This window comes from Legionella sp. PATHC039 (assembly GCF_026191275.1).
Lineage (GTDB): Bacteria > Pseudomonadota > Gammaproteobacteria > Legionellales > Legionellaceae > Legionella > Legionella pneumophila.
In genome coordinates this window covers 2,890,481-2,911,284 of the sequence record NZ_JAPHOP010000001.1, presented here as the reverse complement: position 1 = coordinate 2,911,284, position 20,804 = coordinate 2,890,481, and the positions used below count along the sequence as shown (strand labels likewise).

Below are 20,804 nucleotides of genomic sequence, written 5' to 3'. Positions count from 1 at the left end.
CTTCTTAATTATGCTGCGACGATCGAGCGTTTATGCTTTATGAAATATTCAAATTCATCATAGAAATGTTTAACAAAACTCTGTACTGGCCAAGCTGCCGCTTCGCCTAATGCACAAATGGTTCTTCCCTCTATGTTATTCGCCACATTCACTAACTTCTCCACGTCTCCCGGCTCACCATGACCGTTTATAATTCTGTGTAATAACCTGACTAACCAGCCTGTGCCTTCTCGACAAGGTGTGCATTGTCCACAGGATTCATCCATGTAGAACTCAGAAATACGATACAAAGCATCCACCATGCAGGTGGTTTCATCCATGATAATGACTGCGCCTGAACCCAAGCCTGAGCCGGCTTTCTGTATACTGTCATAATCCATATCCAGTCCCAGCATGACGTCACCTAGGAGCACTGGCATAGAGGAACCACCGGGAATCACGGCTTTGATTTTTCGGCCTTTAATGACGCCGCCAGCCAGATCAAGCAGCGTTTTGAATGGCGTACCCAAGGGAATTTCATAGTTACCAGGTTTGTTAACATGGCCGCTAACACTAAAGCACTTCGCACCGCCATTGTTCGGTTTACCCAATTTTAAAAACCATTCTCCACCTTTTTCCATAATGACAGGAACAGACGCAAATGTTTCAGTGTTATTTATAGTTGTCGGTTTGCCATACAAGCCATAATTTGCCGGGAATGGTGGTTTAAAACGAGGCATTCCCTTTTTTCCTTCAATCGAGTTAAGCAATGCAGTTTCTTCACCGCAAATGTAAGCTCCCGCTCCTAAATGATTATATAAATCAAAATCAACGCCGGAGCCTAATATATTTTTACCTAGCAAGCCAGCATCGTATGCTTCTTTTATTGCAGCCTCAGTACGCTCAAATGGCAGCCAGAATTCTCCTCTTATGTAGTTGTAACCAACCGTGGCGCCCATAACATACCCAGCTATGGCCATTCCTTCGATTAATTGGTGAGGATTTAAAGTAAGAATCTCTCTGTCCTTGCAAGTACCCGGTTCGCCTTCATCAGAATTACATACTACGTATTTTTGAACAGGGGAGTTTCTATTCATAAAACTCCATTTTAACCCGGTTGGGAATCCAGCCCCTCCTCGTCCGCGCAAGGCAGAAGTTTTCAACTCTTCAATTATTAATTGAGGTGATGTTTGCTCTTTTAAAATTTTTCGCCATGCGCTATAGCCACCAATACTTTCATAAGTTGATAGCGACCAGGGCTCTGGTAAATGAAATGTTCGGTAACAAACTTGATTTAGTTCAACCATGGCAAACACCTTTATTTTCTATTGGTACTGTTCCAATACTTTATCTATAGATTCAGCAGTCAAATTTTCGTGATAATCTTTATCAACTTGCATCATTGGCGCATTCACACAAGCACCCAAGCATTCAACTGATCTTAAAGTAAATCGACCATCTTCTGTTGTTCCACCTAGATTAACACCCAATTTTTTTTCTAAATGTTCAACAACGCCAGCAGAATCCCTCAGCATGCAAGAAATATTGGTACAAACATTAATTAAATGTCGCCCCACTGGCTTGTGTTCATACATTGTATAAAAACTTGCTACTTCATAAACTGCGATGGGCGGCATATCAAGATATTCAGCTACTGCATTCATTAATTCCGTTGTTAAATGACCATGTTCTTCTTGTACTATTCGAAGAGCACTCATAACCGCGGATTGTTTTTGATCTTTGGGATATTTTGATATCCAATGATCAATATCGCGCATACGGTTTGACGGCATCAATTGATTTAATATTTTTGCTGAATTAGCAGACATTTCGAAACCTTTATATCGTTTATTATCTCTTAATACACTTTAAGCAAGCATGTCGTTAAATTAACGATCAATCTCTCCAAACACTATATCTTGACTGGCCAATATAGCCACTCCATCAGCTAGCATGTGACCTCTAACCATGTCATCAAAGCTTGATAAATGAGCAAAGCCTGGAGCTCTTATTTTCAGGCGGTAAGGTTTATTAGCTCCATCTGACACCATATAGATCCCAAACTCGCCCTTTGGCGCTTCAACAGATGAATAAACTTCACCTCGCGGTAAACAAAAGCCTTCGGTAAATAATTTAAAGTGATGTATTAATGCTTCCATGTCATGTTTCATTACTACACGGCGTGGAGGCGACACTTTATAATCATCGACTTTTACTGGACCAGGATGCTTGCGCAACCACTCAATACATTGCCTTATAATTCGATTGGATTGTCTCAATTCCTCGACCCTTACCAAGTATCGATCATAACAATCCCCTGTCTTGCCAACAGGAATATCAAATTCAACACTGTCGTAAGCAGCATAGCTTTGTTTCTTGCGTAAATCCCAGGCAATACCGGAGCCTCTTAACATTGGTCCGGTAAATCCCCATTGCAGGGCATTTTCAGGTGAAACGACACCAATATCTACAGTTCGTTGCTTCCATATACGATTATCGGTCAACAATGTTTCGTATTCATCCACACACTGGGGAAATCGTTCAGTAAAGTGCCAAAGAAAATCCAAAAGACTGCCCTGACGATTGTGATTCTTTTTTTCAATCTCTCTTTCGCTATGCCATCTTGACGGTTTGTATTGCGGCATAGTATCTGGCAAGTCTCTTGCTACCCCTCCTGGCCTATAGTAGGTAGCATGCATACGTGCTCCTGAAACTGCCTCATAGCAATCAAACAAATCTTCTCTCTCTCTGAAACAATAAAGAAACACTGTCATTGCACCAATATCTAATGCAGTAGCTCCTAACCACAAGAGATGGTTCAGAATTCGAGTCACCTCATCAAACATAGTTCGTATATACTTGGCTCGCAAAGGCGGTTCTATACCCAATAACTTCTCAATTGCCATGACATAAGCATGTTCATTGCACATCATTGAGACGTAGTCTAATCTGTCCATGTAACCAATGCTTTGAATGTAAGGCTTGGTCTCAGCCAATTTTTCCGTTGCACGATGAAGCAATCCAATATGTGGATCAGCACGAACGATAGTTTCACCCTCTAACTCAAGAACCAATCTTAAAACACCATGTGCAGCAGGATGTTGTGGGCCAAAATTCAAGGTATAATTTTTAAGTTCAATCATTTTTGCTACCTTCATTACCTATGTAGCGGTTATCGTTACGAATAACCTTTGGAACTACAATTCTTGGCACAATGTCTACAGGGGCATATATTACCTTTTGCAGTTTTGCATCATATCTCATTTCCACCTCTCCACTGAGTGGAAAATCCTTGCGGAAAGGGTGGCCTATAAAGCCGTAATCTGTCAGTAACCGTCTTAAATCAGGATGGCCATCGAATAAAATCCCATATAAATCATAAGCTTCCCGCTCAAACCAGTTAGCAGACTTCCATAAATGATGTACTGATGGAACAATTAAATGGGACTCTTCTACAAATAATTTGACTCGTAAACGATGATTTTTTTTTGTTGATAATAAATGATAGACTACGGCGAATCTTGGTTTATTTACGGCATAAGCCTTGGCTTCCTGACGCTCGACACCTCGTGAAAATCCATGTTCTGTCGCAGATTCTGTTTCCCAATCATAATCACCATAATGCAAATAATCTACGCCACAGAGATCAATTAACTGATCGAAAGAAAATTCCTCTCTGTCTCTCAACTCGATCATAACAGGCAATAAATTTTGCACTTCACACTCAATAGTTACTTCACCATATGCGGAGGTCAACTCGGTGATATAATTTGCTAAATCAGCTTGTAGCTTTTCAATCAAATACTCATTTTTTGTCATCTAATCTGCACCCTTAATGAGCTTATGCCTCTAAAACAGGTTTCCGCCTGATTTTATTCTGTAGTTGAATAATGCCATATAACAACGCTTCTGCTGTTGGTGGACAGCCAGGAACATAGACATCGACTGGCACAATACGATCGCAGCCACGAACCACTGAATAGGAATAGTGATAATATCCCCCACCATTGGCACAAGACCCCATCGAAATAACCCAGCGTGGTTCTGGCATCTGATCATAAACTTTTCTGAGTGCCGGGGCCATTTTGTTACATAAAGTCCCTGCTACAATCATGACATCTGACTGGCGTGGACTGGGGCGGAAAATAATACCAAACCTGTCCAAATCATAGCGTGCTGCTCCCACGTGCATCATTTCCACGGCACAGCAAGCTAAGCCAAATGTCATTGGCCACATAGAGCCACTGCGTGCCCAACCAACCAATTTTTCGACCGTAGTCAACTCAAAACCTTTTTTTTCTAGCTCTGCAACCGCCATAGTTCGCCTCTAAGCAGTTAAATAATTAATAATCCAGTTTTTTTACATAACCATTATTACAATGGCTTAAAATATAATCTCAGCTATCGTTTTGGCAAAGGATGACCAAGTTTTAAAAAACAACCTAAAAATCCATCAGGTTCCTCTAAAAGCAAAAAGCTCTGTAATGATTTGCTAAGCATCCTTTGCTTCCCATAGTAATGGCTAAAACCAAAGATTAAATCAAATATTTTAAAAGAATGAAATAACCTTATTCCCACTCCAAAGCGCCTCTTTTCCATTCATAAATAAAACCTATAACCAACAGTCCAAGAAATAACATCATAGCATAAAAGCCAAACCATCCTATTTTACGTAATGCCAAGGCCCAAGGGAAAAAAAATGCTGTTTCCAAATCAAAAATAATAAATAAAATAGCCACCAGATAAAACCGTACATCAAACGGAATATGGGAGCTTTCAAAGGCGCCAAAACCACACTCATAGGGGGAGTTTTTAGCGCTATTCGGACTATGCTTGGAAAGCAAAGAACCAGCGCCTATCATTACTGCACCTAAAATCAAGGCAACAATTATAAAAACGAGAACGGGTAGATATTGAGATAGCATCAGTTCACCTTGCTCGATTTAAAATGGTGCCGAAGGCCGGACTCGAACCGGCACGGCTTGCGCCACCGCCCCCTCAAGACGGCGTGTCTACCAATTTCACCACTTCGGCTTATTTTTATTTTTGTTATCCTGAGTTCATCACAAAAGACAACAGCCCTAAAGACACTACATCTTTTTAGTTACTTCTTATTATTTTTTTCAACTGGCACTGGGACTGAACTGACTGGAGCACCGGTTTGTTGAGGAATAGCTAACTGTCCTGCCTTTTGGTTCTGCGTAGAAACCATATAAGACAACATCAAACTGGTAATAAAAAAAGTCATTGCCAGACCACCAGTTAACTTGAACAAGAAGCCACCAGTACCTTGACTTCCAAATAACGTGTTTGATGCGCCAGAACCAAAAGCAGCACCTATATCAGCCCCCTTGCCATGTTGGATAAGAACCAAGCCTATTAAAATTACAGCAATTAAGACATGAATCATTAATATCAATTGATACATTTCACAATTTCCACAAATTGTTTTGCATTCAACGATGCTCCACCCACTAACCCTCCATCAATATCTGGCATGGAAAATAAGGCTATTGCATTATTTTCATTAACACTGCCACCATATATGAGCGTCAAATGTTTCGCATCGCTATCATTTATTTCTCCAACCAGATCTCTAATGAACTGGTGTATTTTTTGTGCCTGTTCAGGTGTAGCAGTTTTTCCTGTCCCAATTGCCCATACAGGCTCATAAGCCACTACGCAATCACGAAAACAATCTTTCCCTTTTGCACTCACTGCGAGCACCTGTTGAGCAATAACCTGCTCTGTTTTTCCATTTTCTCTTTCAGAAAGAGTTTCACCAACACAAAGAATAGGTATCATACCATGATCTTTGACATGGTGGAATTTTTGCGCCACAAAATTTTCATCTTCATGAAAAAATTGCCTGCGCTCCGAGTGCCCCACCAGAACATATCGGCAATCAAAATCTTTAAGCATGGGAGCTGACAGTTCACCTGTGTAGGCACCATAATCTTTTGGATAAACATTTTGCGCACCTACTACAATCTTCCCCGTCCTTAAGCAGTCTCTTACCTTGGGTATATAAATGCTGGGAGGCATTACAGCAACCTGTGCTGCGCAATCAAAGGCAATTAATTCCTCAATTTGCGAAACCAATTCAGTCACCTGTTGAATCTGGCCATTCATTTTCCAGTTACCAGCAACTATCTTTTGCCTCACACTCCCTCCAACAATTTCTAGTATAGCCGGACAAAATCCTTTCTGTTATTTCCAGCCTATCAGTAAACAACTGATAGTGTGCAGCTGTGAAATATACCGAAACTTCACTCAGATGTGTAGCTTTATCTATGTTTTTTTTCAGAATTAATTATTCATTTTTTTTGCAAAAAATACATTTTTCTACTTGCTTCGTAGTTTGATTTCGATAGAATCCTACTATGATTTAACCAGGAGGGTTTTATAATGAACGAAATCATACTGCACTTAATGAATGAAGTCTCTACCTTGACTCCACCAATTAACCCCTTAAATTTAAAGCAAATATTTAGTTCGACCCCACTGCCGGAAGGAAAAGCTCCTGTTGAAGTTGAATCCCAATTAATTCTTTTATTGTTAATTAAAAAATATGTTGACGAATATTCCAGTTTAGCTGAAGAACAAGAGGAGTATAAAAGGAAAAAACATAAACTGGATGAGGTCATGAAAAAAGGAGAAGAACTGCAAAGAAAAATTTCTGATTTGGCTAAAAAAATTGAACACGCAAAAAATGAATTAAATCCTTTATACAAAGAAATCGAACCTAAAGCGAACGAAGTCCTATCCAAACAAAATCCATTAGCGCCTCCTTATAAATTCCCTGAGTACGGAGAGGTTCAAAAATCAATTGTCGTCGGACACTACAGTTATCTCTTCAAAACCACTAAGGAAATAGAAACTACACGTGCTAAATTAAAGTTGGTTTTACTCAAAAATAAATGGAATGCCTTAATGACAGATTTGTCTCAGTTGGGCATTCAACCCCCTGTGGAAGAAGATACTGTTGATAGTTTACAAAAATTTATAGCTGCAGTTGAATTGGAAATTAAAAAATTAACTCGCGCTTGTGAAAAATGGGATGGATTGCAAAAGCGATTCGCCAAACAATTATCTGCAACTGATATTAATAAAAAAGAGACTGAGCTAGAAAAACAAATTGAACTATTACTTAAAGACTTGGGTCGTATTGAAGCCGTAGTAACTGACCACTCCCTGGCACCCGATTTAAAAGCAGAGTTAACCAGGAAATTTCAAGAAAGTGAAGAGCCTCGAGGATTGATACAGGAATACCAAAACCAGATTGATGGATTATTATCTAATTTTAACCCATCTGCCTGGCTTTCATGGTATTCGGATTCTAATTATTCTGATAATCAGCAAAAACTTAAGAATTCAGTTAGCTTCCTCCAATTATTAGCTCAACAAAAAGAGCTAAAAATCAAACATCATGAACTTGTGAAACAGCAAGAACTGTTGATTAAAGCGATACCAGAAACTCCTTCAAATGAAGAGGATATATATATTTATAAAAAATTAGTTCCTGATGCCATTGACCTGATAAATGAAATACCAATAGAAAGTATACCAAATTTTGTTTTACCAAGTGGCCTTTCTTATGACTCTTCACCGGCTGATTTTTATTTGGTACTTCTCATTCTCATGCCAAAAGTTTCGGAAAAGAAAGAACAATTTTCACAAGCATTGGAAAAACTTCAAGAAATGCCTGCTCTGGGCAAACAAATACAACAACTAAGAAGTGGATACGATTTACCTATAACTATGGACGTACAACTTCCAAGTTTGCAAGAAGCTGAAGAAAATAAAGATTCATTGAATGAAGAGGATCCACTTAAAGAAGAGTTAAAAAGCCAGATTAAACTATGCCAGTCTTATCTTGAAACAGCCAAGCAAATTGATTTGCTTATGAAAGATCATGGACAAACAACCAATGAAGCAAAAGCACTTATTGAGCAATTGCGTTTAATTTCAAATCAACCACTAAAGAGCGAAGACATAAACTCTATTAAAGAAAATTTATCTACTCTTACCAATCAAATCCAATCCCTTGTGTCTGAATTAAATCAATTACCTTTGCCTAATCTGTCCGGCGAAAAAATTGATCCTCCATTGGAAAAACAGGAAATAGCAGTAGATAAAGCAATCCCTCTTACTGTCGAATTGATGCACCCTGCCCAAGTAGTTCAGAAAGACTCTGAATATACTGTCGAAATACGGCAGGTAGACAATGGACAAGCAACGCCAGTTGTCCTGGAGTCAACACACCCAACTCAAATGATTCAGAAAGACTCTGAATCTACCGTCGAAAAACGGCAAGTAGACAATGGACAAGAAATACCAGTTACCCTAGAGCTAACACACCCAACTCAAATGATTCAGAAAGATTCTGAATCTACCGTCGAAAAACGGCAAGTAGACAATGGACAAGAAATACCAGTTACCCTAGAGCTAACACACCCAACTCAAATGATTCAGAAAGACTCTGAATCTACGGTCGAAAAACGGCAATTAGGCAATGGACAAGAAATACCAGTTGCCCTGGAGTCAACACACACAACTCAAGTGATCCAAAAGGACTCGGCAACTATCGTCGAAAAACGGCAAGTAGACAATGGACAAATAGCACCAATCGTCCTGGAATCAACGCACCCTACCCAAGTGATTCAGCAAGACTCTGAGTCTGGCGCAGAACAACAAGTACTCAATGGACAAGAAACACCAGTTGTCGTCAAATCAACACCATCTACTCATGTAGTTAAAAAACAGGAAATAAAGAAAGGGCAAGAAAAACAAGTTGATCTGAAATCAGCACCATCGGAACCATTGAGACCATCGACACCTGAGGTTCCAGTTATATCCAGGAAACCAAATGGATTGTCATTGTTCAATGGTCACGATGAATTATCAGAAGATAATATTTTAGCCTTTTTTGATGAGGCTGGTAATCAAATTAGCATCCCATCTGAAGAAGATTCTGAGACGTTGACCATAGACAGAGGAAAAGTAATTTCCTCAGGAGTTGATAAAGCATTTAGAGAAAAGCTTGTTTCTACAGGCCATGAGTTAGATAAATTATCAAATCCTCAACACCAGGAATCTGCCCCTAGCATCTCCCCTTTACCACCATCTTCTATCCTGCTTAAGCAAAAATTAGATTCATTTCATGTACAAAACATGGAATATATAAAGCAGCATTCAGAAGAAATACAGCTATGGTATAAAGGTTTATATGATACAGCGCAAAGTTCTTGTTTAAATGAGGCATTGGGTCTTAAAGCACTTCATCTTTTCAAAGACATCTTGTTTGAATTTAAAAATCAAAATGATTTATCTGTATTACTGGCATACAAGCGCATGTGCCCAATCCCATTACAAGATATACAAAATATTCTCCGTTTAAAACCTGCTTTGCCTATACTTGATGAATCGATTGATGAAGAACAGCAGTTAAAGAGTTGGCCTGAAGAATTGCAAAAATTTCATCAGCAATATGTAAAATTGAAAAAGGAACATCCATTGGAAGCTGAATTATTTATTCAGGCAACTCATTCACTTATTTCAATTAAACATTTGATGGAACTCCCTGATGCAAAAACTTCAAGCCGAGAAGCCATACCCCTCATTACTCAAGATCCCCGATATGAGCCTTTAAAACGGCATAGAGGATTTATAAAAGCATGGGAATATATTGAAGATTTTTTCCGAATGTTAATAGGTAAGTTAACAGGGCAAGATGAATATGAGTATTCAAAAAAGCCTTGTTTTTTCAAAACAAGAACTCACCAATTACTTGAAGAGGCTGACACAATGCTCCACTCCATGGCTCCAACAAGTAGTTAATACCTTAATACTGTGAATCAGAGGGGCTTTTGGAAAAGCCCCTGCATTAGAACTTAAAAAGACAGATGCTCAAGTGGACGGTAGGCTCTCAGTCATTTTTTTATCGATCTGACTGATGTCATCACATAACATTTGTGCTTGTTGCTTGACTATCGATGCATTAGCACCTTCCACCATAACTCTCAGTAAAGGCTCAGTGCCAGAAGGTCTGAGTAACACTCGACCCTCCCCATTAAGATGTTTTTCCAAATTTTTAACCGCCTGAATTACATCAGGATTAGAGGCTAACAAGGCAGCATTATTCGTTTTTAAATTCACTAAAGTTTGAGGTAACAATTGAATACCTGCAGTTAACTCATGCAGTGCTTTATTTTGCTTCACCATGATTGAAAGAACTTGTAGTGCTGCTACAATTCCATCACCTGTTGTTGTTTTATCCAAACAAACAATATGTCCAGAAGTTTCACCTCCAATCTTCCAATCTTTATCTCGCAGCGTTTCAAGAACATACCTGTCACCTACTTTTGAGCGTTGAAAAGGAACTCCCAATGAGGTAATTGCTAATTCAAGACCATAATTACTCATCAACGTGCCTACGACCCCTCCATGCAGTACTCCTCGTTGGTGTCTGTCCTTGGCAATGATATAAATAATTTGATCGCCATCTACGAGATTTCCCAGCGAATCCACTAAAATAACTCGATCCCCGTCTCCATCCAAACCAATACCAATATCAGCCCCAACAGCAATCACCTTTTCTCTTAATAATGCAGGCGCTGTCGAACCACATTCTTGATTGATATTAAAACCATCTGGTTTAATTCCTACAGGAACTACATCAGCACCCAATTCAGAGAATACATTTGGGGCGATATGATAGGTTGCCCCATTGGCGCAATCCACAACTATTTTCAAATTGGATAGTCGAGATAGGGAAGGAATCGTAGATTTACAAAACTCTATGTAACGACCTGCTGCATCATTAATACGTGTTGCTTTACCCAGCTTGGCTGAAGGTACAGTTTGCAACTGTTTTTCTAATTGGGCTTCAATTGCAAGCTCTACACTATCCGGAAGTTTTCCTCCATCAGCAGAAAAAAATTTAATGCCATTGTCTTCAAATAAATTATGAGAAGCGCTAATCACGATGCCTGCATTAGCCCTCAATGTTTGTGTTAGATAGGCTATTCCAGGAGTAGGCATTGGTCCTAATAATGCCACATCAACTCCAGCTGCGGACAAACCTGCTTCCAAAGCCGACTCCAACATATAACCAGATACTCTGGTATCCTTACCAATCACTACCTTTTTCCTCGCTCCGTTCGCAAGAACGCAACCTACTGCCCAGCCTAATTTTAAAACAAATTCAGGGTTAATATTTGATAATCCAACGTGACCCCGTATTCCATCTGTACCAAAATATTTACGTTGACTCATCCTTACCTACCTTATTATTTAATTTTTCTAGTCTCAGTTGTCTTCTAATCATCACATGAGCTAGTAACTAATTTCTTTAGCAGCTTGATAAATTGCACTAATCATAGTTAATGCTTGATTCGTTTCATCCACATCATGTGTCCTGATAATTGCGGTGCCTTTAAGAGCAGCATATATCCCTAGCGTAATACTTCCAATCAAACGTTGCTCAACTTCATTATTCAATACAGCACCAATTGTGCTTTTGCGTGAAACGCCCAAAAGAATTGGCAATCCAAAAGAACGCAATTCGTTCAGATAATAAATTAATTTTAGGTTATCTTTAACGCGCTTTCCAAAACCAAAGCCAGGGTCAAGAATTAATTTATTCTTATTCAGCCCGGCTTTCTGGCATTTATCGATGCGCTCTTCAAAAAAATGCTGTAATTCCTTAATTATCCCTTCTGGGTAAGAAGGATTTTCTTGCATAGTTCGCGGCTCTCCTCTCATGTGCATTAAACAAACAGGAACATCTAACTGCGCAGCAACATTCAAAGCACCATCCCTTCTTAAAGCATAAACATCATTTATAACATTTGCACCAGCATCGATTGCCGCTTCCATCACTTCTGGCTTATTAGTATCAATAGAAATACACACATCTGCGATCGCACGAAGTTGTTTGATTACGGGAAGAACTCTTGATAGTTCAACATCTAAAGGGACTGGCGGAGCACCAGGTTTGGTTGATTCCCCACCAATATCAATGAGGTCAGCTCCACATGCAATTAATTTTAAGGCCTGATCACAGGCTCTATCAACAGACAGATACTTGCCACCATCATAAAATGAGTTCGCTGTAACATTCAGCACACCCATAATTAATGGCTTTTCAAAAACTATGGAGGAAGGAGGTTGGCTCTTTCGCTCAAGCCAACCGAGGAACTGTTCAGAATTCACAGGGTACTCTCGATAAATAACTAGTGATAAAATTAATGTTCTTCTGCCGGATTTTCTATTGTTTCGCCATTAATAGGCTTTGCAGGAGCATCATTAACTGACTCAGCCTTATCCATCGGTTTTGTTGACCCCCAATCTTCCGGGGGGGTAGGCTCTTTACCAGACATAATTTCTTGGATTTGATTGGTGTCTATCGTTTCGTATTTGATGAGGCTTTGTGCCATTAAATGTAATTTATCGATATTAGTTTCCAATATTTCTTTTGCTCTTTGATAGTTCCTGTCAATAATAGCACGAACCTCGTCATCAATTTGCTGTGCTGTTCTATCGGACATCTCCTTGTGTTTATTCACTGAGCGTCCTAAAAATATTTCTTCCTCTTCCTCACCAAAAGTGAGAGGACCTAAAGCAGATAAGCCCCAAGTTGTAACCATTTTGCGAGCAATCTCAGTAGACCGCATAATGTCATTAGAAGCGCCCGTTGTCACACTTTCAGGACCAAAAATTAATTCCTCTGCAATTCGACCACCAAACAGACTGCATAATTGACTTTCCAAACGGCGTTTGCTGTGACTATATCTGTCTTGTTCTGGTAAAAACATAGTTACACCCAAAGCTCGGCCTCGAGGAATTATTGATACTTTATAAACTGGATCATGCTCAGGAACTGACAGACCAACGATAGCATGACCTGCTTCATGATATGCGGTGAGTTTTTTCTCGTTATCATCCATTACCATGGAGCGTCTTTCAGCCCCCATCATAATTTTATCTTTTGCTTTATCCAGTTCAATCATACCCACTTTGCGTTTATTAGCCCTGGCAGCAAATAATGCGGCTTCATTAACAAGATTGGCTAAATCCGCTCCTGAAAAACCTGGGGTGCCGCGTGCAATAGCTTTCACTTCTACATGGCTATCTACAGGGACCTTTTGTAAATGAACTTTTAATATTTGCTCACGACCTCTGATATCAGGCAAAGGAACAACGACTTGACGATCAAAGCGGCCGGGACGTAAAAGCGCGGGGTCCAAAACATCGGGACGGTTAGTTGCCGCTACGACAATAACTCCTTCATTACCTTCAAATCCATCCATTTCAACAAGCAATTGGTTAAGTGTTTGCTCGCGTTCATCATGACCGCCACCCAAGCCGGCGCCTCTGTGTCTACCTACTGCATCGATTTCATCTATAAAGATGATACATGGCGCATGCTTTTTGGCTTGCTCAAACATATCACGCACTCGAGACGCACCGACCCCAACAAACATCTCAACAAAATCAGAACCTGAAATGGTAAAGAAAGGGACTTTCGCTTCCCCGGCAACTGCCCTGGCTAATAATGTTTTACCTGTACCAGGGGAACCGACCAGCAAAACACCACGGGGAATGCGTCCACCCAAATTTTGAAACTTTGTTGGATCACGTAAAAAATCGACAAGCTCTTTCACTTCTTCTTTGGCTTCATCAACACCTGCAACATCTGCAAAGGTGACTTTAACTTGATCTTCACCTAATAGCCGAGCTCTTGATCTGCCGAAAGACATTGCGCCGCGACCACCGCCGCCTTGCATTTGGCGCATGAAAAATATCCATACACCTATCAATAACAACATTGGGAACCAGTTAATAAATAAATGCAAAAGGAAACTTTCTTGTTGCTTTTCCTGACCACTGACATCGACTTTGCTTTTCAACAATTCGCCTAACAAAGCATTGTCTTGCATCGGCATGTAGGTGACAAAGCGTTTATTATTTTTGGTTACGCCCTTGATGATTTTGTTATCCTCAATCGTAACGGAGTTAACCATCCCTTGATCCACTTCCTGTAAAAACTGGCTATAAGAAATTTTCTCAGCAACTGAGTTACGAGGACCAAAATTACTGAAAACAGAGACAAGAACTATCGCTATTATCAGCCACAAAAATAAATTTTTAACCATGTCGTTCAATGTATTAACCTCGTTAGTTACTTACAATTTTGTTGCGAGACCCAAAATAGCTCTTGCACAGCTCATATCATCCAAAACAACGCCAAGCATATTTATAAATATATATAAAACTACTATAAATTATAGCCCTTTGCCAGCAAATAGGTTTCTTTTGAACGAGATCTTGAAGCGGATGGCTTACGGATTACCACTTTTTCAAAAGACGCTCGTGCCTGTTTGACTAATTCATCAAAACCCGAGCCATGAAAAATTTTAACTAGCATATTACCACCGGGTTTTAACATTTTTTCCGCGAAATCAAAAGCCAGCTCTACCAGATACATGGCTCTTGGAATATCTATTGCTGAGCTTCCACTCATATTTGGGGCCATATCCGATAATAACAAGTCTAAAGTCCTTTGAGGAATCAAATTAATTAATTCTTGCAAGACATTATCTTCACGAAAATCCCCAAGGATAAACTCCACATTAGGCAAAGCATCCATGGGTAAAATATCTAATGCAACGAGACGACCGCTTCCTCTCATCTTTTCTGAGGCGTATTGGGTCCAACCACCAGGAGCGGCCCCTAAATCAACCACCGTCATGCCTGGTTTAATGAGCGACTCTTTGTCATCTATTTCTTTGAGTTTATATACGGCTCGACTTCGATATCCTTCAGCCTGCGCTTTTTTTACATAAACGTCATCAAAATGTTCTTGCAGCCAACGTTTACTGCTTTTAGTACGATTCATAACGAATAAAGATAAAACAATTTTTCCTATGATACAGAATTTTACTACCTTTTCCCAGCAAAACGTGCAATAATTTACCATTTTATTATCTGGGATATCGCCGTGGATACGTCTTTTAAACAATCACTTAAAGCCAAGGCTCATCATTTAAAGCCCGTTGTGCTCCTTGGCGCCAAAGGCTTAACTGAAGCTATATTGGCAGAAACGAATGTAGCCTTGTTAGCACATGAATTAATTAAAGTCAAAATTAATGGAGCTGAAAAGGAAGACAGAATGCAAATGGCCGAGGAGCTCTGTCAACAATTGCATGCTGAATTAGTTCAGATGATAGGAAATACACTGGTTCTGTATCGTAAAAATGAAGAATGAAATTTGTAAAATCGTTTTGTAGTCTAGGAATCAAAGCAAACCAACCTTTTTAAATCAAAGGATTTTCAAACTCCCGCAAATATAAATAACCCAATTGGTATGAAGCGTAATCAGTAATATGCCCTTCATCGCGATATACTGGAATCCCGTTCAAATCGGAATAGCAAACATTATCGCGACATTGAACTTGTTTAGGATCGATTATTATCAATTGAGGGTATTTTCTTCGCATGTTATTAAACAATTGGTTTAGCCAAGTCTCATTATCTGAACTGGTTAAAGTAAAGCGGCAATCTTCTGAGTTATAACTTTGTCTTAATTTAATGTGCTTAAAAAAGCATTGATGTAAATTTCCATGCGTTAAAGCGGTTGATTCGATTAACACGGGTTTTGCTCCAGAAGATATTATCACGCCAAGCGCTCTGTCCAAGGCATCTGCCAAACGCTTTTTGGTTAATTCTGCAGAATAATCATCGCCACGTTGATTGATAATATGGGCTGAAACATAATTTTCCCATACTTGGCCTATAATCACATAATCGTAATGATTCTCTTGAATCATGCGATAATATTTTTCCGTTTGTTCATAACAATCCTGATATATTTTATCTTTGAAATGCCACCAATCATAAAGATATATGCCTGGTAAGGAAATACAAGAAGAGGTTCCTTGAGCCAATATTGAAACACCGGCAGCTTTCCCTAACACATCCATAAACCCCCAATAATGATTGGAAAAAGAATCACCTATCATAAGGCCAGTCCTGCCACCTTGCTCTTTTGCTCCTATTTTGCATTTCCACGCATTGTCTGCCCTGGTATTATCTATACATAACGCTCTGTATGGGCTTTCGTAACTCTTTAATTGTTTATAAACCCTAACCAGCTCCTGATTAAATCGTTGTGGATATCCAGAATGAGATTTAATAACTAAAGAGCTTAAATGAGAAAATAAAACAGGGATCAGCAATAAAATCACAACCGTATAACGAAAAGAAATATGTCTGAATTTTTTCGTCGGTTTTTCTATATATCGCCAGGATAAATAAGCTAAAACAAAAACAATGCCATAAACTATAAATAAAACCTCGGACCGCTCTTCGATATTTTGGTACCTTAAAATTGAAAAGAGGACCCAGTGCCAAATATAAAGAGAATAAGATAAAACTCCTATAAACACTAATGGTCGAAAAGAGAGAGCATTTACAATAGCAAGTGAAGGAAAATTTGTACCTAATGCTATCAACAAAGCCGTTGCCAGACACACAAAAAGTGTATGCCAATTAGGATATCCAAGAAGAATATTATCCAGTGTAGCGGTATAAATTATAAAAAATAATGCTGATGAACCCAAAATAACTAAAATAGGCTTATTGATTGAGAACTCAATTCGAGGACTTAAAGCGATGCAAGAACCGATTAAAAACTCAAAAATACGACTGGAAAATTGATAATAGGTTTGGGCAGGAGCCGCCTGTGAGTAGTGCAAAGCCAGCAAAAAAAATAAAATGGCCAAACCATGTACAACATAGATAACCTGCCCTTTATTTAGAAACCGATATAAGCCATACATCACCAGTGGCAAAACTAGATAACATTGCCACTCAATTGAAAGAGACCAAGTATGCAGCAAAGGAAGTTGATGTGTATCGGGTGAAAAATACCCGGTGGTTGTTTTATTAAAAAACAAATTGGAAATAAACAGTGATGCTTTACGCGCACTACGACTAAATTCAATTAAATCATCAGGCAAATAAAACAATACGCTTAGTAGGGTTGTCACCACGATTAGAGCAACAAAAACAGGCTGTAACCGCCATAACCTTCGATTATAAAAATCGAAGAATGAAAAATCATTCTTATTCAGTGATTCATGGATAATAGTAGTAATGAGAAAACCTGATATAACAAAAAATACATCAACACCGATAAACCCTGATGGAAAAAGCGAGAGGCCCCCATGATAAATTAAGACCAATAAAATTGCGATGGCCCTTAATCCATCTATATCGGGTCTATAATTCATGCCACTTACTCATTTACATAATAAAAGTAGAAAATATTATCATTTAACTCAGAATACAGAAACTTTTTATCCAAAATCAAACTCTATTATTAATTTATAATATTTTATTTGCTCCCACCCCTTGCAAATGAGAATGATTATCATTTATATTTAATTTAGAACAAAATAATCCTTCAGGAGTTAATATAATGGCCTTGGCGTACGGTAACTTTCATGAACTCAGCCATCAATTACGCTTTTTACTATTTGAGATTGGCATAGGACTACCACAAAATAGTGTGGATTATTTTATTACCTTAGCTCATAAAAATACCCTGAACCGTTTACAGCATGCCTCCATTAAGGAAGGATTAATTCAATCAGCCATTGCAAGTCACCATATCCATGATTTCATTGACCAATTGCAGATAAAACTGAAAAATTCAATGCCAGAAAGCAAGTTTTTTCAATGGCGAAAAATCAGGGAAGCATTAGATGAATCGATTGCTAATGAGGCTTTGGCATACGCCTACAGGCAAAACTGGAACACCCAATTAAGAAATGAAGCCATGCACTACAAGAGTCTGTGGACATGGATAAATAATGAACTATCACCGTATCAAACGCTATTATTTTTGGAACAATGGGGCAGTTTGAGGCATCCCTATCACCCGGCATTCAGCGCAAAAACAGGATTTTCGCGAAGAGAAGTACTCCAAAACTCTCCCGAATTCCAGGCCAAAGTCAGTGTACATTGGTGTGCATTAAATAAAACAAAAATTCAGTCAATAAACTCAAAAATTGATTATGCCAACCAAATTTCCCAAGAATTTCCCAAAGAATATTTTTATTGGCGTGAAAAATTGTTATTTAGCCACATCAACCCTGATGATTATTATCCAATTCCTGTTCACCCTTTGCAGTGGAGGAATCAATTACAAATGGCGTTTGCTTCTTTAATTGATAATAAATCCCTCATCTTGTTACCTCATCACCAAACACTAATACCTTCTTTATCACCTGATATTATGATGCCAACACAATCCACTCAATGTACACTTAAACTGGCTAACACTTTAAGCACCTCAATGGCTGGAAAACTCGATAATCCTGATGACATGGTATTACTTACCAGATGGATCGATTCCCTGTTAGCAAAAACAAACTATTACCAAAATACCTTGTTTATATGTAAAAACCTGGAGAGCATGAGCGCCTATGATCAAACTCTCTCTGAATGCAATCGAGTAAAATTATTGTTTGGTTTATATCAAAACCCACTCCACAAAATAAGACAGGATCAAAGAGCAGTTCCATTACCGGCCCTATTAACTGATTCACCTTGTAGCAATACACCATTACTCATTGAAATTATTAAAGCTAGCGAACTGCACCCAACGACTTATTTCACTGAATATTGTTATAAGATGTTATTTGGACAATTGCATCTATTGCTAAAATATGGATTAGCACTAGAAGTAGAGCAACACAATATTTTAGTTATCTTCGATGATAATAAACCTCAGGGGATAATTATAAAAGAGCCAAACAACCTTAAGCTATGCAATCATGAATTGTTTAAAAACGTTCAAAAACCCAACGCTCCAGACTCTCTATCCATCTATACAAAAGATCTTAATCAGGTTAGAACCCTTTTCATCCAGGGAACATTAAAAAATCATCTACATCACTTGATTGGCTGTTTACGTAATGAGTATCAGATTCCTTCAAGAACCTTATGGGGATTAACTCGCCAAGTCATGAAAACTGTATTTAAAGACTTATCCAAAGACATTGATCCGCGTATTCTAAGTTGGCAACAACATCTATTGCTTCATGATAACTGGGAGCATCAACCTGAATTGTTATTAAGTCTGCATTCCAAACTCAATCGAAATATTACAATAAAGGAACACAACCCATTATCCGAGATCTAAGCTCTACTGGACTTACGAAAAACCTCATGCGCTCTTGTTGCAATCTTAAAATATGAGAACTTCTCGAGGCCGGGATGCGAATACTATGAGTCAATAAATCCCGATTGATTTCTCAATAAGGTGACAGAGACAATGGTATTGTATAAACTAATTCACATACGCCATTTGAAACACTCAAATAATAGAGTATTGTTGGCACAATATATTCCCTCCTCAGCGATAAATAAAAAAAGAGGAGGAACTAATTTTCGTATAACAGATGATACTAAAACATATTCCCAATACCTTAACATTGCTAAGATTAGTTTTAATAGCACCTTTTATAATGTATTTATTTCATCATGAGTACGTTAAGGCCTTTTATATATTTATCGCCGCAGGATTAACTGATGGTTTGGATGGTTGGTTAGCCAGGCATTTTCAATGGCAAAGTTTTTTTGGCTCATTTGTTGACCCTCTTGCAGATAAATTGTTAGTTGCCTCCAGCTTCATTTCTTTAGCCCTCTTAAGCTCCTTGCCCTGGTGGTTAGTGCTTCTTGTTTTTTTAAGAGACTTCACTATTTCAATGGGAGTATTAGCTTGGTATTACTTTATACAGCGCAAACTGGATTTTGAGCCCACTCGACTCAGTAAACTCAATACCGGCTTCCAGTTAACTTTAGTCACTTTATGTTTATTTGAATTAGCTTACTTTAGATTCCCCTATGATTTAGTTGATATACTCATCTATTTAACTGCCTTTACCACCGTTACTTCCTACCTTGATTATGTTTGGACCTGGAGCAGAAAAGCCTGGTCCCCCAAAGAATCGTTAAAATGAATAAACAGCTGGTCCTGGCAATAAAATTGAATGATGAAGCAACCCTGGACGACTTCAATTGGGGTAATAATACCTTGTTGCAGCAGCAATTAATTGAGATGCTTTCTTTTAAAGCAGACAGGTTGCTCTATCTTTGGGGCCCTAAAGGAAGCGGCAAATCACATTTACTGCAAGCTTGTTGCCAAGCCATTAACTTAACCCAATCAGCCATTTACCTTCCTTTAGCTTTTTTAAAAGAATGGGGACCACAAAGCATTGAAGGATTAGAAGATCAAACTTTAATTTGTATCGATGATATTAATACCATCGCTAACGATTCGGCCTGGGAAGAAGCTTTATTCCATTTATATAATAAGATTAAGGACTCCGAACGTTCGCTTTTAATTATATCAGGTAATCAACCCCCAATAAAATGTGACATTAAACTTGCGGATTTACGCTCCAGACTAAGTTGGGGATTAATTATTCAGTTGAACGAATTAAATGATGACGAAAAAATAAACACACTCAAAATGCGCGCAGCAAAACGTGGATTTGAACTTCCTGAGAGTGTCGGACATTTTTTATTAAACCGTTGCTCTCGAAACATGCATGATTTATATGAGCTTCTCAACCGACTAGATGATGCATCCTGGGAGGCTCATCGTAAAATCACCATACCTTTTGTTAAAAATATTTTGAAAATATAAGAGTTTATTGACTCTCCTTTATAAATTTATTTAAGATCCTCGATGAGGATCCAACGTAATTCTTCTATCATTTCCCATATATTGCCTATCCACAGAGTTGCTG

The 20,804-nt window shown here is 38.6% G+C and carries 18 protein-coding genes and 1 tRNA gene; 5 read left to right on the top strand and 14 right to left on the bottom strand.

Annotated features, from left to right (window positions below; genetic code table 11):
- Positions 1–8: 8 nt before the first annotated feature.
- From nuoF to tpiA, 9 genes are all read right to left on the bottom strand, one after another.
- Entirely contained in the window at positions 9–1,286 is a 1,278-nt protein-coding gene (nuoF, locus tag OQI99_RS13235) for an NADH-quinone oxidoreductase subunit NuoF (protein WP_265732131.1), read from the bottom strand.
- An 18-nt stretch (positions 1,287–1,304) separates the two neighbouring features.
- Positions 1,305–1,808 carry an NADH-quinone oxidoreductase subunit NuoE gene (gene nuoE / locus OQI99_RS13230; protein ID WP_061514326.1) on the bottom strand — a complete coding sequence of 168 codons (504 nt, stop codon included), beginning with the start codon at positions 1,806–1,808 and terminating at the stop codon, positions 1,305–1,307.
- Positions 1,809–1,868: 60 nt separating this feature from the next.
- Positions 1,869–3,122, bottom strand: a complete 1,254-nt coding sequence (locus OQI99_RS13225) for an NADH-quinone oxidoreductase subunit D (RefSeq protein WP_061514325.1) — start codon at positions 3,120–3,122, stop codon at positions 1,869–1,871.
- Positions 3,115–3,798 carry an NADH-quinone oxidoreductase subunit C gene (locus tag OQI99_RS13220; RefSeq protein ID WP_061514324.1) on the bottom strand — a complete coding sequence of 228 codons (684 nt, stop codon included), beginning with the start codon at positions 3,796–3,798 and terminating at the stop codon, positions 3,115–3,117. Before OQI99_RS13220 ends, OQI99_RS13225 begins: the two co-directional genes overlap by 8 nt.
- A 22-nt stretch (positions 3,799–3,820) precedes the next feature.
- Positions 3,821–4,297 (bottom strand): NuoB/complex I 20 kDa subunit family protein, encoded by a 477-nt coding sequence (locus OQI99_RS13215; RefSeq protein ID WP_010948477.1) that lies wholly within the window; start codon positions 4,295–4,297, stop codon positions 3,821–3,823.
- A gap of 250 nt (positions 4,298–4,547) precedes the next feature.
- Positions 4,548–4,904: an NADH-quinone oxidoreductase subunit A gene (locus tag OQI99_RS13210; RefSeq protein WP_014842798.1), complete on the bottom strand. Its 357-nt coding sequence runs from the start codon at positions 4,902–4,904 to the stop codon at positions 4,548–4,550.
- A 24-nt stretch (positions 4,905–4,928) separates the two neighbouring features.
- A tRNA-Leu gene (locus OQI99_RS13205) sits at positions 4,929–5,013 on the bottom strand.
- Positions 5,014–5,083: 70 nt separating this feature from the next.
- Positions 5,084–5,407, bottom strand: a complete 324-nt coding sequence (gene secG, locus OQI99_RS13200; RefSeq protein ID WP_011216633.1) for a preprotein translocase subunit SecG — start codon at positions 5,405–5,407, stop codon at positions 5,084–5,086.
- A complete protein-coding gene (gene tpiA / locus OQI99_RS13195) occupies positions 5,395–6,144 on the bottom strand; it encodes a triose-phosphate isomerase (protein WP_061514323.1) in 750 nt (249 codons plus the stop codon). The genes secG and tpiA overlap by 13 nt, the downstream gene beginning before the upstream one ends.
- 243 nt (positions 6,145–6,387) lie before the next feature.
- On the opposite strand from tpiA, the gene OQI99_RS13190 reads away from it, so the two are divergent.
- A complete protein-coding gene (locus tag OQI99_RS13190; RefSeq protein ID WP_265732130.1) occupies positions 6,388–9,819 on the top strand; it encodes an interaptin in 3,432 nt (1,143 codons plus the stop codon).
- Positions 9,820–9,888: 69 nt separating this feature from the next.
- On the opposite strand, the gene glmM is transcribed toward OQI99_RS13190, so the two are convergent.
- The 4 genes from glmM to rlmE all read right to left on the bottom strand — a co-directional run bounded on the left by glmM (position 9,889) and on the right by rlmE (position 14,881).
- Complete coding sequence (glmM, locus tag OQI99_RS13185) at positions 9,889–11,256, bottom strand: phosphoglucosamine mutase (protein ID WP_061514321.1); 1,368 nt, start codon at positions 11,254–11,256, stop codon at positions 9,889–9,891.
- 60 nt (positions 11,257–11,316) lie between these two features.
- A complete protein-coding gene (gene folP, locus OQI99_RS13180; RefSeq protein WP_061514320.1) occupies positions 11,317–12,195 on the bottom strand; it encodes a dihydropteroate synthase in 879 nt (292 codons plus the stop codon).
- Between the two features lie 32 nt (positions 12,196–12,227).
- On the bottom strand, positions 12,228–14,138 hold the full coding sequence (ftsH, locus tag OQI99_RS13175; RefSeq protein WP_061514319.1) for an ATP-dependent zinc metalloprotease FtsH: 1,911 nt from the start codon (positions 14,136–14,138) through the stop codon (positions 12,228–12,230).
- A 122-nt stretch (positions 14,139–14,260) separates the two neighbouring features.
- Positions 14,261–14,881, bottom strand: a complete 621-nt coding sequence (gene rlmE, locus OQI99_RS13170; protein WP_015443939.1) for a 23S rRNA (uridine(2552)-2'-O)-methyltransferase RlmE — start codon at positions 14,879–14,881, stop codon at positions 14,261–14,263.
- Between the two features lie 102 nt (positions 14,882–14,983).
- On the opposite strand from rlmE, the gene yhbY reads away from it, so the two are divergent.
- Positions 14,984–15,250, top strand: coding sequence for a ribosome assembly RNA-binding protein YhbY (gene yhbY, locus OQI99_RS13165; protein WP_061514318.1), 267 nt, complete (start codon positions 14,984–14,986; stop codon positions 15,248–15,250).
- 49 nt (positions 15,251–15,299) lie between these two features.
- On the opposite strand, the gene OQI99_RS13160 is transcribed toward yhbY, so the two are convergent.
- Positions 15,300–17,276 (bottom strand): acyltransferase family protein, encoded by a 1,977-nt coding sequence (locus OQI99_RS13160; RefSeq protein WP_061514317.1) that lies wholly within the window; start codon positions 17,274–17,276, stop codon positions 15,300–15,302.
- Between the two features lie 188 nt (positions 17,277–17,464).
- On the opposite strand from OQI99_RS13160, the gene frgA reads away from it, so the two are divergent.
- From frgA to hda, 3 genes are all read left to right on the top strand, one after another.
- On the top strand, positions 17,465–19,192 hold the full coding sequence (gene frgA, locus OQI99_RS13155; RefSeq protein WP_061514316.1) for a siderophore biosynthetic protein FrgA: 1,728 nt from the start codon (positions 17,465–17,467) through the stop codon (positions 19,190–19,192).
- A gap of 259 nt (positions 19,193–19,451) precedes the next feature.
- Positions 19,452–20,012, top strand: coding sequence for a CDP-alcohol phosphatidyltransferase family protein (locus OQI99_RS13150; protein ID WP_061514315.1), 561 nt, complete (start codon positions 19,452–19,454; stop codon positions 20,010–20,012).
- Complete coding sequence (hda, locus tag OQI99_RS13145; protein WP_265732129.1) at positions 20,009–20,701, top strand: DnaA regulatory inactivator Hda; 693 nt, start codon at positions 20,009–20,011, stop codon at positions 20,699–20,701. The genes OQI99_RS13150 and hda overlap by 4 nt, the downstream gene beginning before the upstream one ends.
- Positions 20,702–20,804 lie beyond the last annotated feature (103 nt).

What these genes read in the sequence shown, in the direction of transcription:
- nuoF (WP_265732131.1), bottom strand. Translation starts at nt 1,286, where the DNA reads ATGGTTGAACTAAATCAAGTTTGTTACCGAACATTTCATTTACCAGAG.
- nuoE (WP_061514326.1), bottom strand. Translation starts at nt 1,808, where the DNA reads ATGTCTGCTAATTCAGCAAAAATATTAAATCAATTGATGCCGTCAAAC.
- OQI99_RS13225 (WP_061514325.1), bottom strand. Translation starts at nt 3,122, where the DNA reads ATGATTGAACTTAAAAATTATACCTTGAATTTTGGCCCACAACATCCT.
- OQI99_RS13220 (WP_061514324.1), bottom strand. Translation starts at nt 3,798, where the DNA reads ATGACAAAAAATGAGTATTTGATTGAAAAGCTACAAGCTGATTTAGCA.
- OQI99_RS13215 (WP_010948477.1), bottom strand. Translation starts at nt 4,297, where the DNA reads ATGGCGGTTGCAGAGCTAGAAAAAAAAGGTTTTGAGTTGACTACGGTC.
- OQI99_RS13210 (WP_014842798.1), bottom strand. Translation starts at nt 4,904, where the DNA reads ATGCTATCTCAATATCTACCCGTTCTCGTTTTTATAATTGTTGCCTTG.
- secG (WP_011216633.1), bottom strand. Translation starts at nt 5,407, where the DNA reads ATGTATCAATTGATATTAATGATTCATGTCTTAATTGCTGTAATTTTA.
- OQI99_RS13190 (WP_265732130.1), top strand. Translation starts at nt 6,388, where the DNA reads ATGAACGAAATCATACTGCACTTAATGAATGAAGTCTCTACCTTGACT.
- glmM (WP_061514321.1), bottom strand. Translation starts at nt 11,256, where the DNA reads ATGAGTCAACGTAAATATTTTGGTACAGATGGAATACGGGGTCACGTT.
- ftsH (WP_061514319.1), bottom strand. Translation starts at nt 14,138, where the DNA reads ATGGTTAAAAATTTATTTTTGTGGCTGATAATAGCGATAGTTCTTGTC.
- rlmE (WP_015443939.1), bottom strand. Translation starts at nt 14,881, where the DNA reads ATGAATCGTACTAAAAGCAGTAAACGTTGGCTGCAAGAACATTTTGAT.
- OQI99_RS13160 (WP_061514317.1), bottom strand. Translation starts at nt 17,276, where the DNA reads ATGAATTATAGACCCGATATAGATGGATTAAGGGCCATCGCAATTTTA.
- frgA (WP_061514316.1), top strand. Translation starts at nt 17,465, where the DNA reads ATGGCCTTGGCGTACGGTAACTTTCATGAACTCAGCCATCAATTACGC.
- OQI99_RS13150 (WP_061514315.1), top strand. Translation starts at nt 19,452, where the DNA reads ATGATACTAAAACATATTCCCAATACCTTAACATTGCTAAGATTAGTT.
- hda (WP_265732129.1), top strand. Translation starts at nt 20,009, where the DNA reads ATGAATAAACAGCTGGTCCTGGCAATAAAATTGAATGATGAAGCAACC.